21 protein-coding genes are annotated in these 23,544 nt (G+C 43.8%); 3 read left to right on the top strand and 18 right to left on the bottom strand.

Features of this window, described 5'->3' with window-relative positions; translation table 11 throughout:
* Positions 1–78: 78 nt before the first annotated feature.
* Both HED67_RS05175 and HED67_RS05170 read right to left on the bottom strand, forming a co-directional pair.
* Complete coding sequence (locus tag HED67_RS05175; RefSeq protein WP_221717722.1) at positions 79–1,809, bottom strand: phospho-sugar mutase; 1,731 nt, start codon at positions 1,807–1,809, stop codon at positions 79–81.
* A 50-nt stretch (positions 1,810–1,859) separates the two neighbouring features.
* The gene (locus HED67_RS05170; RefSeq protein WP_178441519.1) at positions 1,860–2,861 is read right to left on the bottom strand and encodes a CotS family spore coat protein; all 1,002 of its coding nucleotides are present in this window, start codon (positions 2,859–2,861) and stop codon (positions 1,860–1,862) included.
* A 148-nt stretch (positions 2,862–3,009) separates the two neighbouring features.
* Here HED67_RS05170 and HED67_RS05165 point away from each other — a divergent pair, with 148 nt between their 5' ends.
* Complete coding sequence (locus HED67_RS05165; protein WP_117539951.1) at positions 3,010–3,828, top strand: Cof-type HAD-IIB family hydrolase; 819 nt, start codon at positions 3,010–3,012, stop codon at positions 3,826–3,828.
* 118 nt (positions 3,829–3,946) lie between these two features.
* On the opposite strand, the gene HED67_RS05160 is transcribed toward HED67_RS05165, so the two are convergent.
* The 15 genes from HED67_RS05160 to HED67_RS05090 all read right to left on the bottom strand — a co-directional run bounded on the left by HED67_RS05160 (position 3,947) and on the right by HED67_RS05090 (position 21,314).
* Positions 3,947–4,951: an asparaginase gene (locus tag HED67_RS05160; protein ID WP_221717721.1), complete on the bottom strand. Its 1,005-nt coding sequence runs from the start codon at positions 4,949–4,951 to the stop codon at positions 3,947–3,949.
* Complete coding sequence (locus HED67_RS05155; RefSeq protein WP_221717720.1) at positions 4,948–6,345, bottom strand: MATE family efflux transporter; 1,398 nt, start codon at positions 6,343–6,345, stop codon at positions 4,948–4,950. The genes HED67_RS05160 and HED67_RS05155 overlap by 4 nt, the downstream gene beginning before the upstream one ends.
* A 107-nt stretch (positions 6,346–6,452) precedes the next feature.
* Positions 6,453–7,583 (bottom strand): DUF362 domain-containing protein, encoded by a 1,131-nt coding sequence (locus tag HED67_RS05150; RefSeq protein WP_178441530.1) that lies wholly within the window; start codon positions 7,581–7,583, stop codon positions 6,453–6,455.
* Positions 7,584–8,054: 471 nt separating this feature from the next.
* Positions 8,055–8,789: a precorrin-3B C(17)-methyltransferase gene (gene cobJ / locus HED67_RS05145; RefSeq protein WP_178441531.1), complete on the bottom strand. Its 735-nt coding sequence runs from the start codon at positions 8,787–8,789 to the stop codon at positions 8,055–8,057.
* Positions 8,782–9,936 (bottom strand): cobalt-precorrin 5A hydrolase, encoded by a 1,155-nt coding sequence (locus HED67_RS05140; RefSeq protein WP_221717719.1) that lies wholly within the window; start codon positions 9,934–9,936, stop codon positions 8,782–8,784. Before HED67_RS05140 ends, cobJ begins: the two co-directional genes overlap by 8 nt.
* A gap of 2 nt (positions 9,937–9,938) precedes the next feature.
* Positions 9,939–10,694, bottom strand: coding sequence for a precorrin-4 C(11)-methyltransferase (cobM, locus tag HED67_RS05135; protein ID WP_178441533.1), 756 nt, complete (start codon positions 10,692–10,694; stop codon positions 9,939–9,941).
* Positions 10,691–11,392, bottom strand: a complete 702-nt coding sequence (cobI, locus tag HED67_RS05130) for a precorrin-2 C(20)-methyltransferase (RefSeq protein ID WP_178441534.1) — start codon at positions 11,390–11,392, stop codon at positions 10,691–10,693. Before cobI ends, cobM begins: the two co-directional genes overlap by 4 nt.
* 31 nt (positions 11,393–11,423) lie before the next feature.
* Entirely contained in the window at positions 11,424–12,569 is a 1,146-nt protein-coding gene (gene cbiD / locus HED67_RS05125) for a cobalt-precorrin-5B (C(1))-methyltransferase CbiD (protein ID WP_221717718.1), read from the bottom strand.
* On the bottom strand, positions 12,566–13,186 hold the full coding sequence (locus tag HED67_RS05120) for a flavin reductase family protein (protein WP_178441536.1): 621 nt from the start codon (positions 13,184–13,186) through the stop codon (positions 12,566–12,568). The genes cbiD and HED67_RS05120 overlap by 4 nt, the downstream gene beginning before the upstream one ends.
* 48 nt (positions 13,187–13,234) lie before the next feature.
* Entirely contained in the window at positions 13,235–14,884 is a 1,650-nt protein-coding gene (locus tag HED67_RS05115; RefSeq protein WP_221717717.1) for a putative manganese-dependent inorganic diphosphatase, read from the bottom strand.
* Positions 14,885–14,896: 12 nt separating this feature from the next.
* Positions 14,897–16,579, bottom strand: coding sequence for a putative manganese-dependent inorganic diphosphatase (locus HED67_RS05110; RefSeq protein WP_221717716.1), 1,683 nt, complete (start codon positions 16,577–16,579; stop codon positions 14,897–14,899).
* Positions 16,580–16,816: 237 nt separating this feature from the next.
* The gene (gene hydA / locus HED67_RS05105) at positions 16,817–18,205 is read right to left on the bottom strand and encodes a dihydropyrimidinase (protein WP_178441539.1); all 1,389 of its coding nucleotides are present in this window, start codon (positions 18,203–18,205) and stop codon (positions 16,817–16,819) included.
* 79 nt (positions 18,206–18,284) lie between these two features.
* Positions 18,285–19,634, bottom strand: a complete 1,350-nt coding sequence (locus tag HED67_RS05100; protein WP_221717715.1) for a glucose-6-phosphate isomerase — start codon at positions 19,632–19,634, stop codon at positions 18,285–18,287.
* A gap of 96 nt (positions 19,635–19,730) precedes the next feature.
* Positions 19,731–20,432, bottom strand: coding sequence for a hypothetical protein (locus HED67_RS05095; protein WP_178441541.1), 702 nt, complete (start codon positions 20,430–20,432; stop codon positions 19,731–19,733).
* Positions 20,433–20,618: 186 nt separating this feature from the next.
* Positions 20,619–21,314: a 5'-methylthioadenosine/adenosylhomocysteine nucleosidase gene (locus HED67_RS05090; protein WP_221717745.1), complete on the bottom strand. Its 696-nt coding sequence runs from the start codon at positions 21,312–21,314 to the stop codon at positions 20,619–20,621.
* 200 nt (positions 21,315–21,514) lie between these two features.
* Here HED67_RS05090 and HED67_RS05085 point away from each other — a divergent pair, with 200 nt between their 5' ends.
* Both HED67_RS05085 and HED67_RS05080 read left to right on the top strand, forming a co-directional pair.
* Positions 21,515–21,766, top strand: a complete 252-nt coding sequence (locus tag HED67_RS05085; RefSeq protein WP_178441542.1) for a TIGR03905 family TSCPD domain-containing protein — start codon at positions 21,515–21,517, stop codon at positions 21,764–21,766.
* A gap of 36 nt (positions 21,767–21,802) precedes the next feature.
* Positions 21,803–22,870, top strand: a complete 1,068-nt coding sequence (locus HED67_RS05080) for an undecaprenyldiphospho-muramoylpentapeptide beta-N-acetylglucosaminyltransferase (RefSeq protein ID WP_221717714.1) — start codon at positions 21,803–21,805, stop codon at positions 22,868–22,870.
* An 89-nt stretch (positions 22,871–22,959) separates the two neighbouring features.
* Here the strand turns inward: HED67_RS05080 and HED67_RS05075 are convergent, their stop codons facing one another.
* The gene (locus HED67_RS05075; protein WP_221717744.1) at positions 22,960–23,379 is read right to left on the bottom strand and encodes an HIT family protein; all 420 of its coding nucleotides are present in this window, start codon (positions 23,377–23,379) and stop codon (positions 22,960–22,962) included.
* Between the last annotated feature and the right edge of the window lie 165 nt (positions 23,380–23,544).

Raw genomic sequence — 23,544 nt, 5'->3', positions numbered from 1 at the left:
AAGGGATTCAAAAAAGCTTATTCCTGTGCGGAATAACTTTTTTGAATCCCTTCTTTAAGTTCTGAATCGCGCGTTCTTTTACATCATTGAATCAATCATGGCAAGTACAGCCTGACCAAGTGCTTCTGACTTCTCATCCGCATCTGCCAGGGATGTTCCTTTGATACCATAATAGAATTTGATCTTCGGCTCTGTACCGGATGGTCGGACGCATAACCATGCATCATCTGTCATGTCATAATACAGAACATTGGATGACGGAAGACCTGTCGGCTTTGTCTCACCTGTGGCCAGATCAACAATCTCATCCTTCTTGTAATCTCTTCTGGATACAACCTTATAGCCGCCGATTTCTGCCGGTGGATTCTGGCGCAGTGCTTCGAGAATAGACTGAATCTTGGCAAGGCCTTCGATACCGGATAAGGAGATAGATTTGATATCATCCTTATAGTAGCCGTAGCGGTCATACATAGCTACCATGGCATCCCAGAGATTCATACCCTTGGACTTATAATAAGCAGCTGCTTCACAAAGGGCCATTGTAGCTACAATCGCATCCTTGTCACGGGCATGTGTACCGATCAGACAGCCATAGCTTTCTTCAAAGCCAAACAGATACGTACCGACACCTGTTGTCTCAAACTTCAGGATCTGCTGTCCAATATACTTAAAGCCTGTCAGGCATTCGATCAGATTCACATTGTAATATTTCGCAATGGCATCCGCCATATTGGTTGTAACAATTGTCTTGATCAGCGCGCCGTCTTTCGGCAATCCCTGTTTCTCCTTAATCTGGCTGATGGTGTAATCCGCCAGAAGACAGCCGGACATATTGCCTGTCAGCGTATGGTAAACACCTTCACTGTCCTTCACTCTGACACCGAGACGGTCTGCATCAGGATCTGTTGCAAGAACAAGATCTGCATCTACTTTCTTCGCCAGCTCTAATCCAAGGACAAATGCCTCGTCTGATTCCGGATTCGGATAGCTGACTGTCGGGAATTCACCATCCGGCAGTTCCTGTTCCGGTACAACATAAACATTCTCGAAACCGATTTCCTTCATGATCCTTCTGGCCGGAATATTGCCTGTACCATGCAGCGGTGTGTATACAATCTTAATCTGATCTGCATATTCCTTGATGAGCTCCGGATTCTTCACCTGTTTCTTCAGCTGTGCGATATAAACATCATCCACATCGCTTCCGATCACCTGATATAATCCGGCGGCAATTGCCTGATCACGATTCATTGTCTTTACTTCGTTATAATCTGTGACAGCCTTCACCTCTGCCATAATTCCCGAATCATGCGGCGGTGTGATCTGTGCACCATCTGCCCAATAAACCTTGTAACCGTTGTATTCCGGCGGATTGTGGCTGGCTGTGATATTGATACCGGCTGTACAGCCAAGATGTCTGACTGCAAAAGATAATTCCGGCGTTGGTCTTAGTGCATCAAATATGTAAGCCTTGATGCCATTGGCTGCAAGACATAAGGCTGCTTCATTGGCAAATTCCGTAGACATTCTTCTGGAGTCAAATGCAATGGCAACACCCTTGTCTGCCGCATTCTGCTTGCTAATGTAATTGGCCAGACCCTGTGTTGTCTTGCGGACAACATAAACATTCATGCGGTTGGTTCCGGCTCCGATGATACCTCTCAAACCTGCTGTACCAAACTCCAGGTCTGCATAGAAACGTTCCTTTATCTCATTCTCGTCATCCTTGATACTTAATAATTCCTGCTTGGTTGCTTCATCAAAATAAGGATTTGCAAGCCAGCTTTCGTAGACTTCTTTATACTCCATCGGAATGACCTCCCTTTATCTTTATTTGGTTTTATTATACTCCAGGATACCTAAAAAATAAAGGCATATTTGAATGTATTCAGAAAATCCTGCCTTTGCCCGCTTGTTTTCTTAAAATGGCAAAGCTTGTCATAATTGACGCCGGAAATCCAGCTTTTTCGTGAATTGTAATAACGATTTGATATTTTCCAAAACTTTTCCGGAAAAATCAGCATGGCATACAGAACTCTTTTTTCCTCTTCTGACAGTGTTCTGACAGACAGATACGTATCCATGATCATTTCTCCAAGAGAACTGTCCCAGTTGTTTTTTTCAAGAACCTTTCTCAGAAATTGATACAGATCTTTCACCTGGATATCATAATGCATTTTATCAAAATTCACCACTGCCGTATATTTTCGGTTTAAGATCACCTGATGATAATTAAAATCCCCGTGACACAGTGTCCGCTCATCCAGCGCTTTCTTTCGCAGACCATCAAAGTCGAATTGATTTAATTCACTAAGGGCGGCATCTGCCTCTTTCATGCAATCACCATACAGCTGCATATACAATTTTTCAAAATCATTCCATTGTTTTTTCTGACGGATATAGCTGTAAATAGCTCTCAATTCTTTTCTTCTTTTCAGAAAAATCTGTCTGGTATCCTGAAAACTAAATTGTTCCACTCGATCCTCCGACAAGTCACACCGCCGCATCAGCATATGCAAAACGGCCAGCTGCCGCACCGCTGCCAGGACATCCGCTGCATTTTTCACATCGCATTCACGCCCTTCAAACCAGTCTCTCACGGTGTACATCTGACCGTCTTTATTATTATTCAGATACTGCCCCTCTTTATTCGGCAGCAGCTGATCCACGTAATAATACCCTCTGTCGCGGATTGTATATTTGACCAGCTGTTCAAACTCCAGTCTCTGGGGTGACCGGTGATACGCCTTGACAATTTTCATTCCCTGGTCCGTGTCACAGATAAATGCACCTCTCCCACGACAGACCCGGGTTGTCTGAAACGTATAAGCATCCAGAACATCTTTGATTTTTTCTTCCACACACTCGCCCTCCCATACCCGCTGCAAATCGCTGACTACTTTTTAATCATATGTGAAGAATGGGGGAGGTATGCACTTGTTTTAAAACCGGGATTCAATTATAATGAAATAAATAGAATTTTAAAATGATTGCGGAGAAATAAATATTATGGATTTACGATTAATTGCTCTGGATTTAGACGGGACCACTTTGAACAGTCAGGGAAAAGTGAGCCCTTATACAAAAAAAATATTAGAAAAAGCACTTTCAAAAGGCATTCTCGTTGTCATTGCCAGCGGACGTGCATTATCCGCCATTCCGGAGGATATTCTGAACATTCGCGGATTAAAATATATCATTACTTCCAACGGATCCAGTATTTTTGAACTGCCGGACAGCCGCAGAATTTATGCCAATGATATGAAACCCGGTGTCGTAATGAGCGTCCTTGCCATTATGCAGGATACACATTTCCCCTTTGAAGTTTTTATCGGCGGTCATGCTTATACGATGCAGGCTTATTACGATTGTCCAACTGATTTCGGCGTTCCCGAACGAATGAATCATTATGTCCAAACAACCCGCACCCCGATTTCTGATATGCCGGACTTTATGATGAAACATTGTAACGAAATCGAAGGCATTGATATGATTGTTCCTGATATGCCGAAGAAACAGCAGCTGATCACTGCCTTATCCCAAATCTCGAATCTCTACATCACATCCTCTGAAAGCTATTACATAGAAATGGCCTCCGGCTCTGTCAGCAAAGCCTCTGCCCTGCATGCGCTGGCTGCGCAGTTTCATATTACCCCGAAACAAGTTATGGCCTTTGGAGACAGTGATAACGACATCGAGCTTTTATCTTATGCCGGATGCGGTGTCGCAATGCAAAACGCGACATCCAATCTCCTAAAAGCCGCTTCGGCTGTCACCCGTTCTAATAACGAAGATGGTGTCGCATTTTATCTTGAATCTTTTCTTTAGTTATTGTAGCTAATATAGCAGAAATCCTGATAATATTACTATAAGCGAACTTTGATTTTGAAACAATAAAAATACAGCATTCCTATTATTTTTTCAAATAAAGTCATGCTGCATTTTTCTATCTGCTTTCATTGTACAGAATGTCCTGCGCAACAGTGGTATAAAACAATCTCCGTATTCCCGCAGGCTCCCTTGTCTGCCCCAGAATCCACATCAGCTTCGTGACCACAGCCTCTGTTGTCATATCATAAGCTTCCAACACACTGTCGTACTGCTTCAGGTGATGTCCCACCTGATAAATGGTCATGTCACTGCCCTCATTCGGCACCTGTGTTGTCATAACAATGGTCTTACCCTGATTGATGCCCCACTCAATCGCCTCACCGAAATGATAACGCTCACCCATTGGCAGACCGCCCACACCGAAACTCTCAATAATAATGGCATCATTACGTTCAAGGAAATACCTCAGATAGTCCCCGTCAATCCCCGGAATCAGCTTCAGCAGTCCGACTTTTTGGTCCATTTTGTGGTAAAATTCCGCAGTTGCAGCTTTTACCTGATGGATATACTGAATCTTACGGCCATCCTGAATCACTGCAAGACTTGGATAATTAATACTTGTAAAAGCCTGAAAACTCTTTGTCCGGACTTTTCTGGCTCTTGTTCCCAGAATAACTTTTCCGGAAAAGACAATCTGAACACCGCAGGCATCATCTGAGGATGCATAGATAAAACTATCCAGAAGATTGGCCCTTGCATCCGTAATCTCCATATCCACAGGTTTCTGTGAACCGGTCAGGACAATCGGTTTTGGTGAATGCTGCACCAGATAAGATAAAGCCGAAGCCGTATAAGCCATGGTATCTGTACCGTGGCAGATCACAAAGCCGTCGTATTTTTCATATTTTTCTTCAATCGCATTGGCCATCATCATCCAATGTTCCATGGAAATGTTAGTGCTGTCCAGATTACACAACTGCAGTGTTTCCACTTCACAGATGTCCTTCAACGACGGAATGTAATGCAAAATATCCTGAGATGTCAGCTCCGGTGCCAGACCGTCTGCTGTTCCTTTTGACGCAATCGTACCGCCTGTTGCAATCATTAATATCTTTTTCAATTTTTATCCTCCTGCTTATCTTCCAATACCGCCTGTCTATCTTCCAATGCCGCCCGCTTTTCCAGACTGCGCACACAGAAAAAGAAAGCTGGTACAAGGAAACAATCCGCCAATATCCATGCCACCGGACTGGCAAAACAAACTGCCGGATATCCGAAAATTGGTACAAACACAAAGGCTACTACTGTTCGGCCAATCATCTCACACACGCCTGCAAGAATAGCCAGACGGCTGAATCCCATGCCCTGTATGGTAAATCTGAAAATATTCACCAATGCTAATGGGAAATAGAACGCAGAGTTACACAGCAGGAAAAGACGTGCCTGACTGATAATGACCTCCTCACTGGCATCCACAAAAAGTAATGTCAGATATTTACCAAAAAGCAGAATAAATATAAAGGCTGCAATACCATAAACAAGTCCCAGCAGCGTACAGGATTTTTCTCCCTGCTTCAGTCGGTCAAACTTGCCGGCTCCTACATTCTGCCCCGCATAGGTCGCCATGGTAGAACCCATCGCATCATACGGGCAGCACAGGAACATATTGATCTTGACTGCCGCTGCCACAGAAGCGACTGCCGCAGACCCCAATGAATTCACTGCCGCCTGGATAATGACACTTCCGATGGCTGTAATGGAATACTGCAGTCCCATAGGAATGCCCATGTTGCACAAATTCAGTATGCAAAGTTTATCCGGCTGCCATTCCTCTCTCTGAACATGCAGAATCGGAAATTTCTTCCAGATAACACCCAGACAGCAAAAACCTGATATGGCCTGTGCAATTACTGTCGCCCATGCAGCACCGGCCACGCCCATTTTCAGAACGATAATCGACAGCAAATCCAGTATAATATTCAGGATTGATGAAAAGATCAGCAGATACAGCGGTGTCTTGCTGTCTCCCAGTGAACGCATAATGCCTGAAAGGAGGTTATACATATAGGTTGCCGGTATACCGAGAAAAATAACAAATATATAGCTGTAGGAACCGTCAATAATATCCTCCGGCGTGTTCATCAGTTCAAGGATCTGGCGACAGAAAACACAGACCAATACAGCCATAACCACTGCAAATATGATGGACAGCCAGACACTGTTGGCAACGAACTTTCGCATACCATGCTCATCCCTGGCACCAAAACGCTGGGCCACAGGAATAGCAAAACCATTGCAGACCCCCATACAGAAACCAATGATCATAAAATTAATAGACCCGGTAGCTCCAACAGATGCCAGGGCGCTGACACCCAGAAACTTTCCGACAATGATCGTGTCCATCATATTGTAAAACTGCTGAAACAGCATACCAAACAAAAGCGGAATGCCGAAACCAAGAATCAGCTTCATCGGCGAACCCGTTGTTAAATCTTTTGTAGCATTTCTGCTCATCTTTATCCTCCCTGAAGTTCATTTAAATATCCATAATAAAACCCACACAAAATTCCAGTCAGCATACGCCGGCTGGAATTCCGAAAAACTTATCATCTCTGTGACTATTAACAGACAATCAGCTCATAATCTCTGCTTCCGAGGCCGATCTTATCTGCATGTTCCAAACATGACTGCCATTCTGATTCCGGTGTAGAATTAGTGAAATGATCATGATGATCCACAAAATCCGGTCGGCTCATGTTATCCGAAAGCTGGCTATTCGGCATCGGCTCTGCCTTCAGACAGGCATCTACGCAGGCCTGGTCAAGGGCCAGCGGGTCAAAAGAAGCAAACATACCGATATTCGGCAGAATCGGTACATCATTTTCTCCATGGCAATCACAGTTTGGTGAAACATCAATCACCAGAGAAATATGGAAATTCGGTCTTCCGTCAATAACAGCCTTCGTATATTCTGCCATCTTACAGTTCAAAATAGCATTGGCATTGCTGTTTCTGAATGTAATGGCATCAAAATTACATGCGCCGAGGCATCTGCTACAGCCTACACAATGCTCTGTATCTACAGTCATTTTCTTTGTTTCTGCATCGAATACAAGTCCGCCGTTGGCACATTCCTTCTGACAGCGCTTACAACCTACACATCTGCGTGATGAAATTGTCGGTATACCGTTGCTGTGCTGCTCCGTCTTTCCTGCTCTTGAACCGCAGCCCATACCGATATTCTTGATCGTACCGCCAAATCCTGTTGCTTCATGTCCCTTGAAATGTGTCAGACTGATAAAGACATCCGCATCCATCACCGCACGTCCGATCTTGGCTGCTTTGACATATTCTCCGCCTTCTACCGGTACATCAATATCATCCGTGCCTTTAAGACCGTCAGCAATAATGATCGGACATCCTACTGTCAGCGGTGTAAAGCCGTTCTGCCATGCACATTCCATATGTTCAAGGGCATTCTTTCTGCTTCCCGGATACATGGTATTACAGTCTGTCAAAAACGGCTTGCCGCCCAAAGATTTCACCAGATCAGCCACTGCCCTGGCATAATTCGGTCGAAGAAAGCTCAAATTGCCCAATTCACCAAAATGCATTTTAATGGCTACAAACTTGCCGTCCATGTCCAACTGCTCAATACCTGCTTTTTTCAGCATTTTCTGCAGTTTTGTTGTTAAACCGTCACCATAAGCCTGTGTTCTGAAATCAGTAAAATAAACTTTAGCTTTTTCCATCTTCAAAGAATCTCCTTCATTGTATGTATCTTTATCTTCTATTGTTTTAACAATTATTGTAACTGTTTATTTACGTTTATCTCGTGATAGTATAACCTACCGCTTTCAAAAGTGAAATAGGCATCTTAACCAAAAGTATCCTATACATTCTTCACTTTTTAAGGTATGATAGATAAAAAGGAGGAATCAGCCATGTACACAACCGAATCCTACACAACATCCATCGCTGTCAGTGATTATAAAAAAAGATATATCGATATTCCCACTTTCACTGAATACTGCAAAGCCTGTCCCAATTATGACAGACTCTGGTCCTGTCCTTCCTACACCTTCGATGTGGAGGCTTTCTGGAATCAGTTTCAGACACTGGATCTATTTGCGGTCAAAATCCTCTATAATGATGACTATGCCGGAAAACAATTCTCGGAACACAAAATTGCCGATATTATGTGTCAATCCCTCCGATTACCGCTATTCACTCAGTTTATAGCCTCTTGGCGTCACCATTCTGCCATTGATGACTTTGGTTGTAGTGTTGCCGATAAATACTGTTGTAAACATATCTGCCTCATACTCTGCCAATTGCTGAAGCGTCATGACCTCAAAAAATTCTCCGTCTCTTCCAATCTGTCTGACAATACCGCAGACAGTTGCAGGAGAAGCATACTGCATGACAATCTGACAAGCCTTATTCAGATAATCCTTTCTCTTTTTGCTGGAAGGATTATAAAGACAGATAGCCATATCAGCACTTGCTGCAGCTGCCAGGCGCTTCTGGATCAATTCCCACGGTGTCATCAGATCACTGAGACTGATGACCGCAAAGTCGTGCATCAGCGGTGCACCAAGAACAGCACCCCCACTCAGGGCTGCCGTTACTCCGCTGACAATCTCTATGTCAACTCCCGGATAATCCTGACTGATCTCATAAATCAGACCCGACATGCCATATACACCGGCATCACCGGAACAGATCATGGCTGTATCCTTGCCTTTCATGACTTCTTCAAAAGCCATTCTGCAGCGTTTTTCTTCCTGGCGCATCGGCGTTGTCAGCATTTCTTTGCCGGCAAAATGATCCGCGATCAGATCCACATAAACCGTATACCCTACAATGATATCACATTTTTCCAGAACCTTTGCCGCACGAATCGTCATCTGCTCATATCCACCCGGACCGATTCCTACTACATATAATTTACTCAAATTTTAACCTCCTGCCCGCCCCTGCCGCTGCCAGGGTAATGCCGGGCATAATTTCTTTTTTGACCAAAAGCTCAGCTTTCCACGGTTGACTCAGACGATTTTGTCCCAATTCACGCTTTTCTTCATGAATCATATCGCCGGCCGCACAAAGCGCTGCCCGCTCACAGACGTTATCCACACCAACTTTACTTTTTACAAAATCAGAGGCTGTAAAATTACCTTCCTGTGCACGCAGCCTTTCTGCCGTAAATGTTACAAATGGCCAGTTGTTTTCCCGGCACACTTCTAAAATTCCCTGTTCATTGGCTTTTACATCTATGGAGGCCAGTCCTGCAATTGCCCTTTTGTCTATCTCATGTTCCTGGATAAAATGATTGATTGCCGCTTTAATTTTGGCAGCTTCCGTCCCTTTCCGGCACCCGATACCCATCCAAATCATCCCCTCCGGAAGCAGACAGAGTCCTTTCATATCAGGTTGCAGGAGATGATAATCAATCAGAATATCTGCTTTTTCTATATCCTTGGTTATACCCAGATATTTCGGAAGTTTGCCGTCATATGCCATCAATCCATCTATATACACCTGCTGGCACTCATGCTCGAGAATGGCGGCAGATATCTTTTTTGCCTTGACTCTGTCTGTTAAGATCAACCGGTTCTTCACTGCAAATACGTCCACTGCAAACAGCCCTTGAATATCTGTGGCTGTTGTGATCACGGGCAGTGCCTGCAAGTCTGCAGCTAACTGTCTGGCCAATCCATTGGCTCCTCCTACATGCCCGGAAAGTATCGGAACCACATACTGACCTTTCTCATCTACCACAAGAACTGCCGGATCAGTCAGTTTGTCCCTGACACATGGTGCAATACTGCGCACTGCAATAGCCGCCGCACCCACAAACACCAGGGCATCATATTGGTTAAACGCCGCCTTTGTCCATTCTGAAACACGATTTGAAACGACTGTCAATTCAGTTGGATCTGCCGCCCTTTTGCCTGTTTCCGGCATATCATCGAGCACTGTAGGACTTCTCCGACGAAGCGCCGTAAATTCCTCTGCATCATGTCCTTCCTTTTTCAAAGCGGCTGTAATTTGCCGATTGCAGATATTCCCATTCTGCGTAAAACTAATAACTGCTATTTTCATAACTATTCTGATGCATCACGGAATGCGGTTGTAAAAGAAGGATCATACAAAAGGGAGCGGTCATATTGCTCTCCGATGATATTTCCGACAATAATCAATGCGGTACTCATGATTTTCTCCCGCTCTGCTGTTTCTGCCAGCGTACCAACTGTACAGAGGAATCTTTTTTCCTCCGGCCATGTTGCTTTGTAGCAGATTGCTGCCGGTGTATCCGCTGCGTATCCACCCTCAAGCAATTCCTTCTGAAGCTTCGGAAGATGACCTGTACTTAAAAAAAGCACCATCGTCGCCTGATGCTTTGCCAGCTCAGGAATCGATTCCTTCTCCGGTACCGGTGTCCTTCCAGCTGTCCGACTGATAATAACGGTCTGTGATACTCCCGGCAATGTATATTCCAGTTCCAATGCTGATGCAGCACCACAGAAGGCACTGACCCCGGGACATATATCATATACAATATCCATCTGTTTCAAAGCATCCATCTGCTCACGAATGGCACCATAAAGACACGGATCTCCCGTGTGCAGGCGAACTGTCATTTTGCCGGCTGCTTCAGCCTTCTTCATTACATCCAGAACTTCCTCTAAAGTCATATGTGCACTGTTATAAACCGCACAATCTGCCTTTTTGGCATCCAGCAATGCAGGATTGACCAGCGAACCCGCATAAATAATCACATCCGCCTCCTGAAGGAGCTTCTGTCCTCTGACTGTTATCAAGTCCGGTGCTCCGGGACCGGCTCCCACAAAATGTATCATTTTTCTTCACCTCTCCCATCTTTTGCAATCACAAGCGTATAATATCCCGGCTGATCCGGCATACTATCCGGATTTATCCACACATGTTCATCCGGCATACCGCAGTTTTCCACCATTGCAGCCCACCCCTGATGCTTTTTTACACACTGCTTGACAAAGGGCATCTTCTTTCCTGCCTTCATAAGGATCTTAGTCCCGGAAAGCTGCATCGCCATTTCAATATCGTAGCTGGCTGGTATAACATGTATCTGCTCCTGCTTTTCTCCCAGAGAAACACCCAGTTTTGCTGCAGCAGCACAAAAAGAAGGAACCCCACTGATAATCTGTGTCTGATATCCCATCTGTGCCACCCGCTGATGAATATACATTGATGTGGCATAAACCGTAGGATCACCGATTGTCAAGAAGGCCGCATCCCGTCCCTCTTCCAGTATCTGTGCCACTTTCACGGCTCCTTCTTCATGGTTCCTTTCCAGTTTTTCTTTGTCTTTTGTCATCGGCATAACAAGACAGACGGCTTCCTTTTCATCTATTTCCGGCAAAATCTGTCTTGCGATCTGATAAGCCACACACTTTTGGCGGCTCTCCGCCGGCAAAACCAAAACAGGACATTTGCTGATTGTATGAACCGCTTTTAATGTCATCAATTCCGGATCCCCCGGACCCACACCTATACTGTACAGACAGCCGCTCACCATCTCATTTCCTCCTCATGCATTTCATTCAATTTCAAGTCTTTCCGGCGAGTTCTGCCAGCATAGTCGGTACATTCTCTGTTTGCCCCAGTAATCCATAGACATTGGAAAAAATAATAATCCCGGTTTCAACCCGGCTTCCCGCTCTCTTTTGTACATGTGCCTGGATTTTTCCAAGAATCAACTGCATTGTCTCTGACAGCAAACCACACCTCTGTAAAATTTCCATACCAGCATCTGTTGTCACCGCCTTCATCACCAGGCGCAAAGTCTCTCCGTCAGCCCCTGCCACTGCCGCATAGGCTGTCAGAATCTCCATCCTGGCATCCGCCTGATGAGAATGGGTATTCATAATGCCGCCGGCAACTTTGATCAATTTGCCGATATGGCCCGCCAGAACAATGCCTGACGCACCTTCGCAAACAGCCAGATCAATACTGTCTCCGACAAAATTGCTGATTTTTATAACCTGCTCCGAGTGAATGTCACAAGCAGCTTTCAGATAATCCAAACCATAATTGCCCGGTGCCATGACAAGAATATCTTCTCCCTGCGCCCGATGCCGACGGATATCCACCGCGATCGTATCGATCAATGCTTTTTCACTCATCGGTTCAACGATGCCTGTTGTCCCCAAAACAGAAAGTCCGCCAACGATCCCCAACATGGGATTTAACGTTTTTTCCGCTGTTTCCCTGCCTTTTGGAATGGAAATCGTAACCATAAGTCCCTCTGTATAATGATACTGCCGACATACAGATTCCACCGCCTCCTGTATCATTTTTCTCGGAACTGAATTAATTGCCGCCGCACCAACAGGCTGATCAAGTCCCGGTTGTGTCACACGACCGACCCCTTCTCCGCCGTCTATACAAATTTCTCCTGAGGTATTTTTTTCTACAGCAGCACAGATCATCAGGCCATTCGTAATATCCGGATCATCACCGGCATCCTTGATCACGCCGCATTTTACACAATTTTTCTGATGTTCCAGAGTTTCTGTTTCAAGCAGAATATTCTCTCCGCCCGGAAGGCATATTGCAACATCTCTGTAGATTTCCCCGGTAAGCAATGCGACTGCAGCCGCTTTAGCTGCGGCTGCTGCACAAGTTCCCGTTGTATAACCGCATCTTAATTGCTGCTGCCCTTTGGTAATTGTTTTCTTTCTGTAATCGATCATGCTTTTTTACTTTTGGGCTTTGCCTTATGCGCTGTCGCTTTTTTCACCTTCGCAGGCTTTTTCTGTACGGAATATCCGAATTTGCCGATATAACAGCCCAACCCATAATATTGTCCATGTGAATAGACGATTGGCTTTGCCTTCACCAGTTCAAACTTGCCTTTCTCATCCATATAGGCTTCATCCGCATAAACACCTTTGACATTGGCGATAAACATATCATGACTGCCTAGTTCCTCTATCCTCACAACTTCACAGGCAATACATACCGGACTTTCTTTGATCATTGGTGCCCATGTAAGCATTCCCATCTCCGCTGTCAGATGCATCTCTTCAAATTTATTCAGATCCTTACCGGATTTCACACCGCAGTAGTCTGTTGCAAAAGCCAAAGCTTCTGTGGTCAGATTAATATAAAATTCTCCTGTCTCCTCCAGCATATGGTGAGAATATCTGTTTTTTCTTACAGATATATAGACCATCGCCGGATCTGAACAAATGGTTCCTGTCCAGGCAACTGTCAATACATTGTAATTGCCTTCTTTGTCTCCGCAGGACACCAAAACAGCCGGTAAAGGATACAGCATATTTCCCGGTTTCCATAATTGTTTACTCATTTTTTTACCTTTCTGTTGTATCTATCTAGGTTCGGCGATGCATTTTGATCAGGACTGGAAGGCCTGCATCAATGTAGGTACAACCTGCTTCTTACGCGAAACAACACCTTCCATCATCACCACATTGCCCTGAACTGGGCATCCGCTGTACTCAGCTACCTTTGAAAGTGCATCCGGTCCCACACAAAGCAGCATCGTTGATTCCTCCAAAATGTCTGTCAGCATAAAGAACAGCATATTCAAGCCCGTCTCAGGACGTACTTTCTCCATAAATTCTGTCATTCTGTCGATAATTCCCGCTAGCTCATCATGATCCATGGAACTGATCTGACCGACACCATAAGAAATATCACCGGATTTAAACTTCTTGAAATCCTGATATAAAATCTCTTCTGATGTCTTCTGGCTGAGATTACTTCCTGCTGTGAACATCGCTTTCGCATGTGCTTCTGTCTCTATCCCTGCAATCGCCGCCAATTCTTCCGCAGCAATTTTATCAATGGCAGTACAAGTTGGGGAACGATACAAAAGAGTATCGGAAATAATCGCTGAACACATCAGACCGGCTATTTTCTCCGGTATCTCTATCTTATTTTCCTTAAACATCATGTATATGATCGTCGCGGTGCAGCCCACCGGCTGATTTCTGAACATGATCGGACGAATAGTTTCCACAAAGCCAAGCTTGTGATGATCAATGATTTCCTCAATTTCTGCCTCATGCAGACCATCCACTGCCTGACCGATTTCATTGTGGTCTACCAGAATGACTTTCTTTTTATCCATTTCAAGAAGACTGTGACGTGTCATCATACCCACCAGTCTTCCCTCACTGTCAAGAACCGGATAATCTCTGTAACGCATTTTTGCCATAATGCCTCTGATATCTTCTGTATAATCGTCCGTTCTGAAATAAGTCAGATTATTCCTGATCATAAAATAACCGATTGGAATACTCTGGTTCAAAAGTCTGGCAGTGATAAATGTATCATAGGCTGTACGAAGAATGATGCAGTTTTTTTCTTCTGCCAGCTGCAAAATAGATGGTGATACCTCACATCCGATACTGATGATCAGACATGCCGCCTGCATCTCAATCGCACAAAGCTGCGATTCATAACGATCACCCATAATCACCATATCACCAGCCTCAATAGATTCCTCCATGAGGTCAGGATTGGCTGCTGCAACAATAACCTTTCCTGTCGCTGTCTTATTCTCAATATCACCGGCCAGCACTTCCGCTTTCAGTGTTTCAACAATGTTACTGTATGAAGTCTTCGCATCAGCTAATGCTCTTCCGCCGGACACATCCATAATGGATTTGGCAATATCCCCGATTGTCATCAGGCCTTCCAGGCCATCATTGTCATTGACAACCGTTAATGTGGACTCTCTCTTACTACTGAGAAGTTCCCATGCCTTTTTTACTGACATATCTCTTGAAACCCGTTCAGCCTCCTTTAATCCACTGTCTTTGACCTGATTTCTGACGTTATCCACATATTCCGGTGCATCCATCCCGAACTTATCCAACACATACTGCGTTTCTGTATTCACTTCACCGGCACGTTTTGCTCTGTAACAATTCTTTCCGCTTAGCTGATTCTTGAAGTATGCATAGGCAATCGCTGAGCAGATGGAGTCTGTATCCGGATTCTTGTGACCTATTACAAATATTTCTTTTTCCTTGCTCATTTTCACTTCCCCCTATGCCATCAGCATGCCCATCATGACAGGCACAAACTGTTTCTTTCGTGATACAACACCCTCAAGAAGTGCTTCACCGTCCACCGGTGTCTGATTAAAGCCCTGAGAAAGAATATTCTCGGCTTCTGCACCTGCATAGATCACATATGAATTCTCACTGAGAATATCTGTTAAAAGCAGAAACAGCATATCCATATTCTCCTTTGTACGGGCACTCTCAAGAAACGGCTTCATCTTGTCTTTCAGTTTCTTCAGTTCTTCCACATTCATGGATGTAACCTGACCGACACCAAATGTTGTATCTCCTGATTTGAACTTCTTAAAATCCTGATATAGAATTTCCTCATCGGATTTTGATTTCAGGTCACTTCCGGCATCAAACATGGCCACCGCATGGGCTTCCAGATCCACTCCGGCAATCTCAGCCAGTTTCCCGGCTGCCAGTTTATCCAAGGGCGTGCATGTCGGTGAACGGAATAGTAATGTATCGGATATAATAGCTGAACATAACAAACCTGCAATAGTCTTTGAAATCTTTATATCATTTTCGATATACATCTGATAAATAATGGTTGCTGTGCATCCCACCGGCTGGTTTCTCACATTCACCGGTTTAATAGTCTCTATCGTTCCCAGTTTATGGTGATCTACAATTTCCACAATCTCAGTCTCTTCAATGCCATTGATTGCCTGATCTGCCTCATTGTGATCCACCAGGATAAACTGTTTCTTGTTCATATCGATGAGATTTCGTCTTGATATCATTCCTGCATAACAATCGTCTTCTGTCACCACAGGGAAATCTCGAATACGCTCTTTCATCATGATATCTTTGATATCATCAACATAGCTGTTTTCCTTGAATACAACCAGATTATCTTTTGTCATAAAGTAAGAAACAGGCAGGCTCTGATTGATCAGTCTTGCTACAGCATATGTATCATACGCCGTGCTAATGACTGCACAATCATTGTCTCCTGCAATTTTTCGAATTGTACGTGAAACAGGGGCACCATCGCACACGATAATCACTGAGGCATGCTGTTCCAATGCACAAAGCTGGGCTTCATAACGATTCCCGAGAATCACCACATCACCCTCATCAATATGTGCCCTGATAATCTCTGTATTGGCAGTGGAAATGACGACCTTCCCGGATGTTACATGCTGATCGGCATTTCCTGCCAGCAATTCGCCTTCAACAGTATCAATAATATTCTCATAAGGTGTACGAGCCTGAGCCAAAATACAATTATCAAAAACAGCCATATAAGATTTTGCAATATCGCCTGTTGAAATCAGTCCCTCCAGATGGCCCTCTTTATCTGTGATAGCCAATGTTGCCTTTTTGACTGCACGCATGGTCTTCCATGCCTGTCTGAGGGAAATATTGCCGCTGACACTCTCTGTTTTGTTGTCAAAAATATCTTTGATCTGTGTCCGTGCATCTCTCATATAAGTTGGTGCAGTTACATCAAATGCCTTCATCACATACCTTGTTTCCTGATTCAAATGTCCGGCACGAACCGCTTGATAAACGACCTGACCGGATATTTCCTCCATCATCTGTTTCTCAGCGATCTTATTCTTGAGATCTGCCAATGCCATTGCTGAACAGATCGAATCCGTATCAGGATTTTTATGTCCACTTATATAAATCGTTTTTTTCTTTTTATCTGTCATTTTTATATCTCCATTACTGCACTTGGCGCCCACTGATGATTCATCGGTAGCTCTAATCCTTCTATAATTTCTGCTAACTGTTCAGAGCTAACCTCCAAAATGCTACGCATTTCGTCGGTGTGGCGTATCCGCCAAATAAAATTTCAAAAACAGCCTTAAAAATGCAAGCATTTCATACCTGTTTTTTGAAATTTTGCTTGGCTCTGAACAGTTACAATTTCTGAAAAGTTCCGGCCTTTATTTTAGCAATTCCGTATATTGAACCGGTTTTCTGTAAATATAACGGCCAAATCCAAGAGGAACCTGCAGCCTTTCATTTTCAACAACAACCTGTCCGCGCACCATTGTCATCACAGGCCATCCTTTAACTTTGATGCCTTCATACGGCGTATAATCAACATTTTCATGCAGAATATTCTTTGTGATCGTTACTTCCATATCCGGATTCATCAGAACAATATCCGCATCACTGCCGACGGCCAGAACACCTTTCTTCGGATACATACCGAATATTTTAGCTGGATTTGTACTTGTAACAGCAGCAAACTTATTCAGGCTCATTCTTCCTTTGGATACTCCCTCAGAAAAGACAATCGGCATTCTGGTCTCAACCCCGGGTGCACCATTCGGGCATTTTGTAAAATCATCTTTGCCATTCTGCTTATCACCATGATAATCAAAGCTGCAATGATCCGTTGCAATTACCTGCAAAGTACCGTCTTTGATGCCTTCCCAGATAGCTGCCTGATGTTCCTTGGCACGAAGCGGCGGACTTAAGATAAATTTCAGCCCTTCTTCAGGGTCATCATAACGGCTTTCATCCAACACAAGATACTGCGGACATGTTTCTCCAAAAACAGTATCTCCTTCTTTTCTCGCTTCTCTGATGAGATCAACGCTCTCTTTTGCAGAGACATGCACAATATAAAGCGGTGCCTTTCCGGCTGCTTTGGCCAATGCAATCATACGGTCTACCGCTTCTACCTCACAATACGGCGGTCTGGACTGCGGATGATATTTTGCCTCTTTCTTACCCTCGGAAACAAATTTGTCCCGAAGATAATGGATGATGGCATCATTTTCACAATGAACGGTAGTGATGCCTCCGATTTCTTTCAGCTTCTGCAATACTTTCAATGCATCGGCATCTTCCAGTTTATAATCATATGTCAGGTACATTTTAAAGCTGGAAACGCCATCTTCCATCATCACTTCTGTTTCTTTCAGAATATCTTCATTAATATCCTGGAACACACCGTGAATACCATAATCTGTCACACATTTGCCATTGGTATAACCCTTATAGACGCCTAGCTGGTGATGCAGATTACATCCTTTCGGACCAAATCCCATATGATCCACAATTGTTGTCGTACCGCCAAATGCTGCAGCAATTGTTCCTGTACTAAAATCATCTACAGATCGTATACCCACATCAATATTAAAATGTGTGTGCACATCAATTCCGCCCGGCAGTACCACCATTCCGGATGCGTCAATGACCTGTCCGCCATCTGCCTCCAGATCCTGTCCGATTGCCGCAATGACTTCATCCTCAATCAGCAAATCCCCCTGAATGACTTTGTCTTCCAATACGATTGTACCGTTTTTTATCAGTTTCTTCATTTGATCCTCCTAATATTTCACACCCATATGCATTCACAAAAAGAGCACAGAGAAATGTTCCCTGCGCCCTTTAGATGATTTATAATCTCTTTAATAAAGCTTCTGTCATATCCTCATAACCCGGCTTGCCCAGCAATGCAAACATATTCTTCTTGTAGCTTTCAACACCAGGCTGGTTAAATGGATTAACCCCAAGAATATAACCACTGACACCGCAGGCAAATTCATAGAAATAGAATAATTCACCAAGATAAAATTCATTCTGTGCCGGTATCTTCACCATCAGGTTCGGTACCTGTCCATCTGTATGTGCTAAAATCGTACCATTCATCGCACTCTTATTAATAAAGTCTACAGACTTGCCTGCCAGATAATTAAGTCCATCCAGATCTATGTCTTCTTTCTCTATAATGATTTCCGCTCCCGGATCCTCAACAGAAAGCACTGTCTCAAACATCAGACGTGAGCCATCCTGAATAAACTGTCCCATAGAATGCAGATCTGCAGTCAATGTCACAGATGCCGGGAAGATTCCCTTCAAATCCTTGCCTTCACTTTCTCCATATAACTGTTTCCACCATTCACCGATATACTGAACAGATGGCTCATAGCTGGCTGTGATCTCAATGCTCTTGCCTTTTCTCAGAAGAATATTTCTAACAGCAGCATACTGAAGTGCATCATTCTCTTCGAAAGCATTCTCAAGACAAATCTTTCTCATAGATGCAGCACCTGCCATCAACTGCTCAATATCCGCACCGCTGACTGCGATTGGAAGCAGACCCACTGCAGTCAGAACAGAAAAACGTCCGCCCACATCATCGGGAACGACAAAGGATTCATATCCTTCTTCTGTTGCAAGGCTCTTCAGTGCGCCTCTGGCTTTATCTGTGGTACAATAGATTCTCTTTGCTGCTTCTTCCTTGCCGTATTTTTCTTCAAGTATCTTCTTGAAAACACGGAAAGCAACTGCAGGTTCAGTTGTTGTGCCGGATTTGGAGATCATATTGATAGAGAAATCTCTGTCGCCAATCACATCCATCAGCCCTTTGATATATGCACTGCTTAAATTATTGCCGCAGTAATAAATCTCCGGTGTCTTTCTCATGGACTTTGGAATGATATTATAGAAATTATGTCCAAGGAATTCATTGGCAGCTCTTGCACCAAGATACGAACCGCCGATGCCGATAACAATCAGAACATCTGAATCACTCTGGATCTTTGCAGCTGCCTTCTGAATACGTTCAAATTCTTCCTTGTCATAATCAACCGGGAGGTCGATCCATCCAAGGAAATCATTACCTTCACCCTCACGGCTCAGAAGCAATTTCTTCGCATCCTCTGTAATCCGTTTCATAGATGTTATCTCACCTTCACTAATATATCCGGCAGTCTTTGAATAATCAAATGTAACTCTGTTTGCCATTTTAATTCCTCCACTTTTATCTATATCTGATTTATTTTAGTCCTGCATTCATCATACCAAATCAGGCGCTGTTTATCAAGAATTTAACCCATTTTTTCAGCACAGGAACTCCTTGAGTACATCTTCAACAATCTTGGCATCCACTTCACTGTTGAACCGCTCTGATTCCATTCTTCGTACGGACTTAGAACGTATTCCTCCCCCCGGCCTCGATGCCGCAGTTTCTTTTAATGCCCGCGCATAATGATCCGGCGTCTCTATCTGCCTGCCATAGCCATACTCCCCATCCAGCTTGCTCTTCAGATAATTTTCAAGGTAATCGCAAATTGCATTCTCCGTAATGACTTTCAATCTCTGCACACTCAACAATTGGCCTGTCATCCACAACCCCAATGACAAAATAAGACTCACACCGATATCTGTAATCAAAGATGCTGCCTGCATTGTTGTCTGATACTGATAAAGACCATTGATAAGGCCAACCATCAAAATTGCCCCCATCATCAATCTGCGGATTCCCGGCCAGCTGTAAAGAGACAGTAAACCTACTCTATGTAGTGCAAGATAACGCCTGACCAACGCATCTGCATTCACCGGACGCATACCTAACTTATAATAACTGCTGTATTTCTGCCGGATATAATGCAGCATCGGATAATCCGATGTGCCGCACAGCTGTGCCTCTTTTGCCAGTTTTCCATAAAATATCCGGCTCAATATACTGCCAATCATGCCGAATACTGTCATCCCCAACATGACATACAATGGCCATCCCTGTGAAATCATCCATTCTTTCATAATCAAGTGCCCCTTTCTTTATTATTTGCACTTAATTATAATCAATATCCTGTTCTTTGCCACTCTAAATTCTTCGAAGAAATATGACGGCTGATACTATATGATGCCCTATAGCATGACTTTCCTGTCGTCCGTTCTCATTTTAGCTCAGATTATGCTAAATCCTATGCCTGATCTGCCACTGTTCTAGGCAAGCTTGGCCGCTGCTGCTTCCACCAGTTTCACTGTATGCTCGATTGCTTTTGCCTCAAACTCAGAATAATCCATCTGTGCACTGCCATCTGCCTTGTCAGAAATCGCTCTGATGATAACAAATGGAATCTGATTCAGCCATGCGGTCTGCGCAATAGCTGCACCTTCCATCTCTGTGCAATATGGATCAAACATCTTAACCAGTCTTGCCTTGACATTGCCATCTGAAACAAACTGATCGCCGCTGACAACGCGGCCTTCAAATACACCGATTTCCGGATTCACTTCACGACATGTCTCTGCGATCAAGCTGCGCAGCTTCGCATCCGCCTCAAAAGTCTTCTTGCCCATCAAAGGAATCTCAGCCGGCTCATAGCCAAAGCCGGTTGCATCCATATCATGCTGAAGGGCATCTGTAGATACAACGATATCTCCAATATTGATTTCTGCTCTTAAACTGCCGGCCACACCTGTATTGATCACAGCCTCTACATCATAACAATCTGCAAGGATCTGCGTGCAAACAGCTGCGTTCACCTTGCCCACGCCACATTTAACAATCACAACATCCTTGCCCTTTAATGTTCCCACATGAAATTCCATAGAAGCCTTTATGTCAATTTTTTTCACTTCCATCTTTTCTTTCAGGATACTTACTTCCTGATCCATTGCTCCGATAATACCTAACATATTCTTATATAATCCTCCAAAATTTATCTTCTTCATAAAACTTTCAATCCTTATTTTACTATGAAAGCCACGGAAGTCAAGGGGACAATCCCTCCTCTCAAAAACTGCAAAGACTGCTTTGATTTTATGGCATTATCTGATATAATGCATTAGAAGCCAATTAAAAAATACATTAAATGATTAAAGAGAGGTCAATAACTATGAAATACGCTACAAGCAAAACATGTTCCCGTGAAATCGATTTTGAAGTTGAGAACAATATTGTAACAAGTTGTGAATTCGTTGGCGGATGCATGGGCAATACCCAGGGTGTCGCACGCCTCGTTGTCGGACGCAGCGTTGATGATGTTATCAAGACTCTTGAAGGCATCAATTGCGGCAATCGCGGCACATCATGTCCTGATCAGCTGGCCCAGGCGCTGAAAGCCTACAAAGCAAGTCACCAGGCATAATTCCATTTATTCATCATTGCAAAGGAGCCGTGAATCATGAAAAAAATAGTTTTAACGGGCGGTGGAACAGCCGGTCATGTGACGCCTAATATCGCGCTGATGCCTGAACTTAGAAAGCGCGGCTACGATATCTCCTATATCGGATCCTATGAAGGTATGGAGAAAGGTATGATCATTGAAACAGGTACACCTTACTATGGCATTGCCACCGGCAAGCTCCGCCGTTATTTTGATCTGAAGAACTTTACAGATCCTTTTCGTATCATCAAGGGTTATTTTGAAGCACGTTCCCGCCTAAAAAAGATTCATCCTGATGTTATTTTCTCCAAAGGCGGTTTCGTAGCTGTTCCGGTGGTACGTGCTGCACATGCTCTGAAGATTCCTGTCATCATCCATGAATCCGATATGACACCGGGATTAGCCAATAAGCTGTGTATCCCTGTTGCATCCAAAGTTTGCTGCAACTTCCCCGAAACGCTCAAATATCTGCCATCGGATAAAGCGGTTCTCTCAGGTTCTCCGATCCGAAGTGAGCTCTTTGAAGGCAATCGCCGGCACGGACTGGACTTCTGCGGTTTTACTGATGATAAACCCGTCATTCTGATCATGGGCGGCAGTCTTGGCGCTGTCGCTGTCAATGAAGCCATCCGTGCCGTGTTGCCTGAATTATTAAAGGATTTCCAAATTATCCATCTGTGCGGCAAAGGCAAGACGGAGGAGAAACTGAATGATGTCACCGGTTATGTACAATATGAATTCATCAAAGAAGAACTTCGTGACCTGCTGGCTGCTGCCGATCTTATCATTTCCCGTGCAGGTGCCAATGCAATCTGCGAAATTCTCGCTCTTCGCAAGCCAAACATCCTCATTCCTCTCTCTGCTGCTGCCAGCAGAGGAGATCAGATCCTGAATGCAAAATCATTCCAGAAACAGGGATTCAGTATGCTCCTTCAGGAAGAAGACATCACCAACCAGAAGCTTCTTGATACCATTCATCAGGTTTACAAAGATCATGAGAAGTATCAGAAAGCTATGGCTGCCAGTCATCAGAATCAGGCGATTCCGATTATTGCCGATTTAATTGATCAGCTGGCATCTCATTAAACCAGTAACAACTTAAAGCAAAAGCACGACAAAGAATCTTTCTATGATTCATTTTCTCTGTCGTGCTTTTGCTTTAATTATAATAAGTTTTATTTTAATGCCTGTCCAATCTTTGCTGCCAGCTGAGCCTGCACTTCAGGATCAGATTCCTGCGGATTCCATCCGATCACCTGTCCATCATCTTTATATCTCGGAATAATGTGCATATGAAAATGGAACACAGTCTGTCCTGCTACTTCTCCATTATTCTGTACAATGTTCACCCCATCGCAGTTTAACGTTTCCTTCATCGCTGTGGCTACTTTCTTAGCAAGCACAATCAAATCTTTCAAAACATGCTCATCAATTTCAAAAATATTGGCATAATGCTGCTTTGGCAGTATTAATGCATGGCCTTTTGTTGCCGGTGAAAGATCCAGAATCACTCTGAACTGTTCATCTTCATACACCGTTAATGATGGAATATTCCCGCCTGCTATTTTACAAAAAATACAATCTTTATCTGTCATTTCGACTACCTCCTGCTGATCTTTTGTATATTTCATTTTCTTAATCTCCATTTTACCACGACTCCACAATCTTAACAGTCTTTTTTTGATTTTCTGTCACAAAAAAGTGAAAACAACCTTTTTAATAATTATAGGAGATGCTTATTTCACTATTCGTTTACAAAG

It is taken from the genome of Pseudocoprococcus catus (assembly GCF_019734885.1).
In the GTDB taxonomy this organism is placed as follows: Bacteria; Bacillota; Clostridia; order Lachnospirales; family Lachnospiraceae; genus Coprococcus_A; species Coprococcus_A catus.
The sequence above is the reverse complement of the archived record's forward strand: the minus strand, read 5'-3'. Positions and strand labels throughout refer to the sequence as shown.

What these genes read in the sequence shown, in the direction of transcription:
- HED67_RS05175 (WP_221717722.1), bottom strand. Translation starts at nt 1,809, where the DNA reads ATGGAGTATAAAGAAGTCTACGAAAGCTGGCTTGCAAATCCTTATTTT.
- HED67_RS05165 (WP_117539951.1), top strand. Translation starts at nt 3,010, where the DNA reads ATGGATTTACGATTAATTGCTCTGGATTTAGACGGGACCACTTTGAAC.
- HED67_RS05155 (WP_221717720.1), bottom strand. Translation starts at nt 6,345, where the DNA reads ATGAGCAGAAATGCTACAAAAGATTTAACAACGGGTTCGCCGATGAAG.
- HED67_RS05150 (WP_178441530.1), bottom strand. Translation starts at nt 7,583, where the DNA reads ATGGAAAAAGCTAAAGTTTATTTTACTGATTTCAGAACACAGGCTTAT.
- HED67_RS05140 (WP_221717719.1), bottom strand. Translation starts at nt 9,936, where the DNA reads ATGAAAATAGCAGTTATTAGTTTTACGCAGAATGGGAATATCTGCAAT.
- cobM (WP_178441533.1), bottom strand. Translation starts at nt 10,694, where the DNA reads ATGATACATTTTGTGGGAGCCGGTCCCGGAGCACCGGACTTGATAACA.
- cobI (WP_178441534.1), bottom strand. Translation starts at nt 11,392, where the DNA reads ATGGTGAGCGGCTGTCTGTACAGTATAGGTGTGGGTCCGGGGGATCCG.
- cbiD (WP_221717718.1), bottom strand. Translation starts at nt 12,569, where the DNA reads ATGATCGATTACAGAAAGAAAACAATTACCAAAGGGCAGCAGCAATTA.
- HED67_RS05120 (WP_178441536.1), bottom strand. Translation starts at nt 13,186, where the DNA reads ATGAGTAAACAATTATGGAAACCGGGAAATATGCTGTATCCTTTACCG.
- HED67_RS05115 (WP_221717717.1), bottom strand. Translation starts at nt 14,884, where the DNA reads ATGAGCAAGGAAAAAGAAATATTTGTAATAGGTCACAAGAATCCGGAT.
- HED67_RS05110 (WP_221717716.1), bottom strand. Translation starts at nt 16,579, where the DNA reads ATGACAGATAAAAAGAAAAAAACGATTTATATAAGTGGACATAAAAAT.
- hydA (WP_178441539.1), bottom strand. Translation starts at nt 18,205, where the DNA reads ATGAAGAAACTGATAAAAAACGGTACAATCGTATTGGAAGACAAAGTC.
- HED67_RS05100 (WP_221717715.1), bottom strand. Translation starts at nt 19,634, where the DNA reads ATGGCAAACAGAGTTACATTTGATTATTCAAAGACTGCCGGATATATT.
- HED67_RS05095 (WP_178441541.1), bottom strand. Translation starts at nt 20,432, where the DNA reads ATGAAAGAATGGATGATTTCACAGGGATGGCCATTGTATGTCATGTTG.
- HED67_RS05090 (WP_221717745.1), bottom strand. Translation starts at nt 21,314, where the DNA reads ATGTTAGGTATTATCGGAGCAATGGATCAGGAAGTAAGTATCCTGAAA.
- HED67_RS05085 (WP_178441542.1), top strand. Translation starts at nt 21,515, where the DNA reads ATGAAATACGCTACAAGCAAAACATGTTCCCGTGAAATCGATTTTGAA.
- HED67_RS05080 (WP_221717714.1), top strand. Translation starts at nt 21,803, where the DNA reads ATGAAAAAAATAGTTTTAACGGGCGGTGGAACAGCCGGTCATGTGACG.
- HED67_RS05075 (WP_221717744.1), bottom strand. Translation starts at nt 23,379, where the DNA reads ATGACAGATAAAGATTGTATTTTTTGTAAAATAGCAGGCGGGAATATT.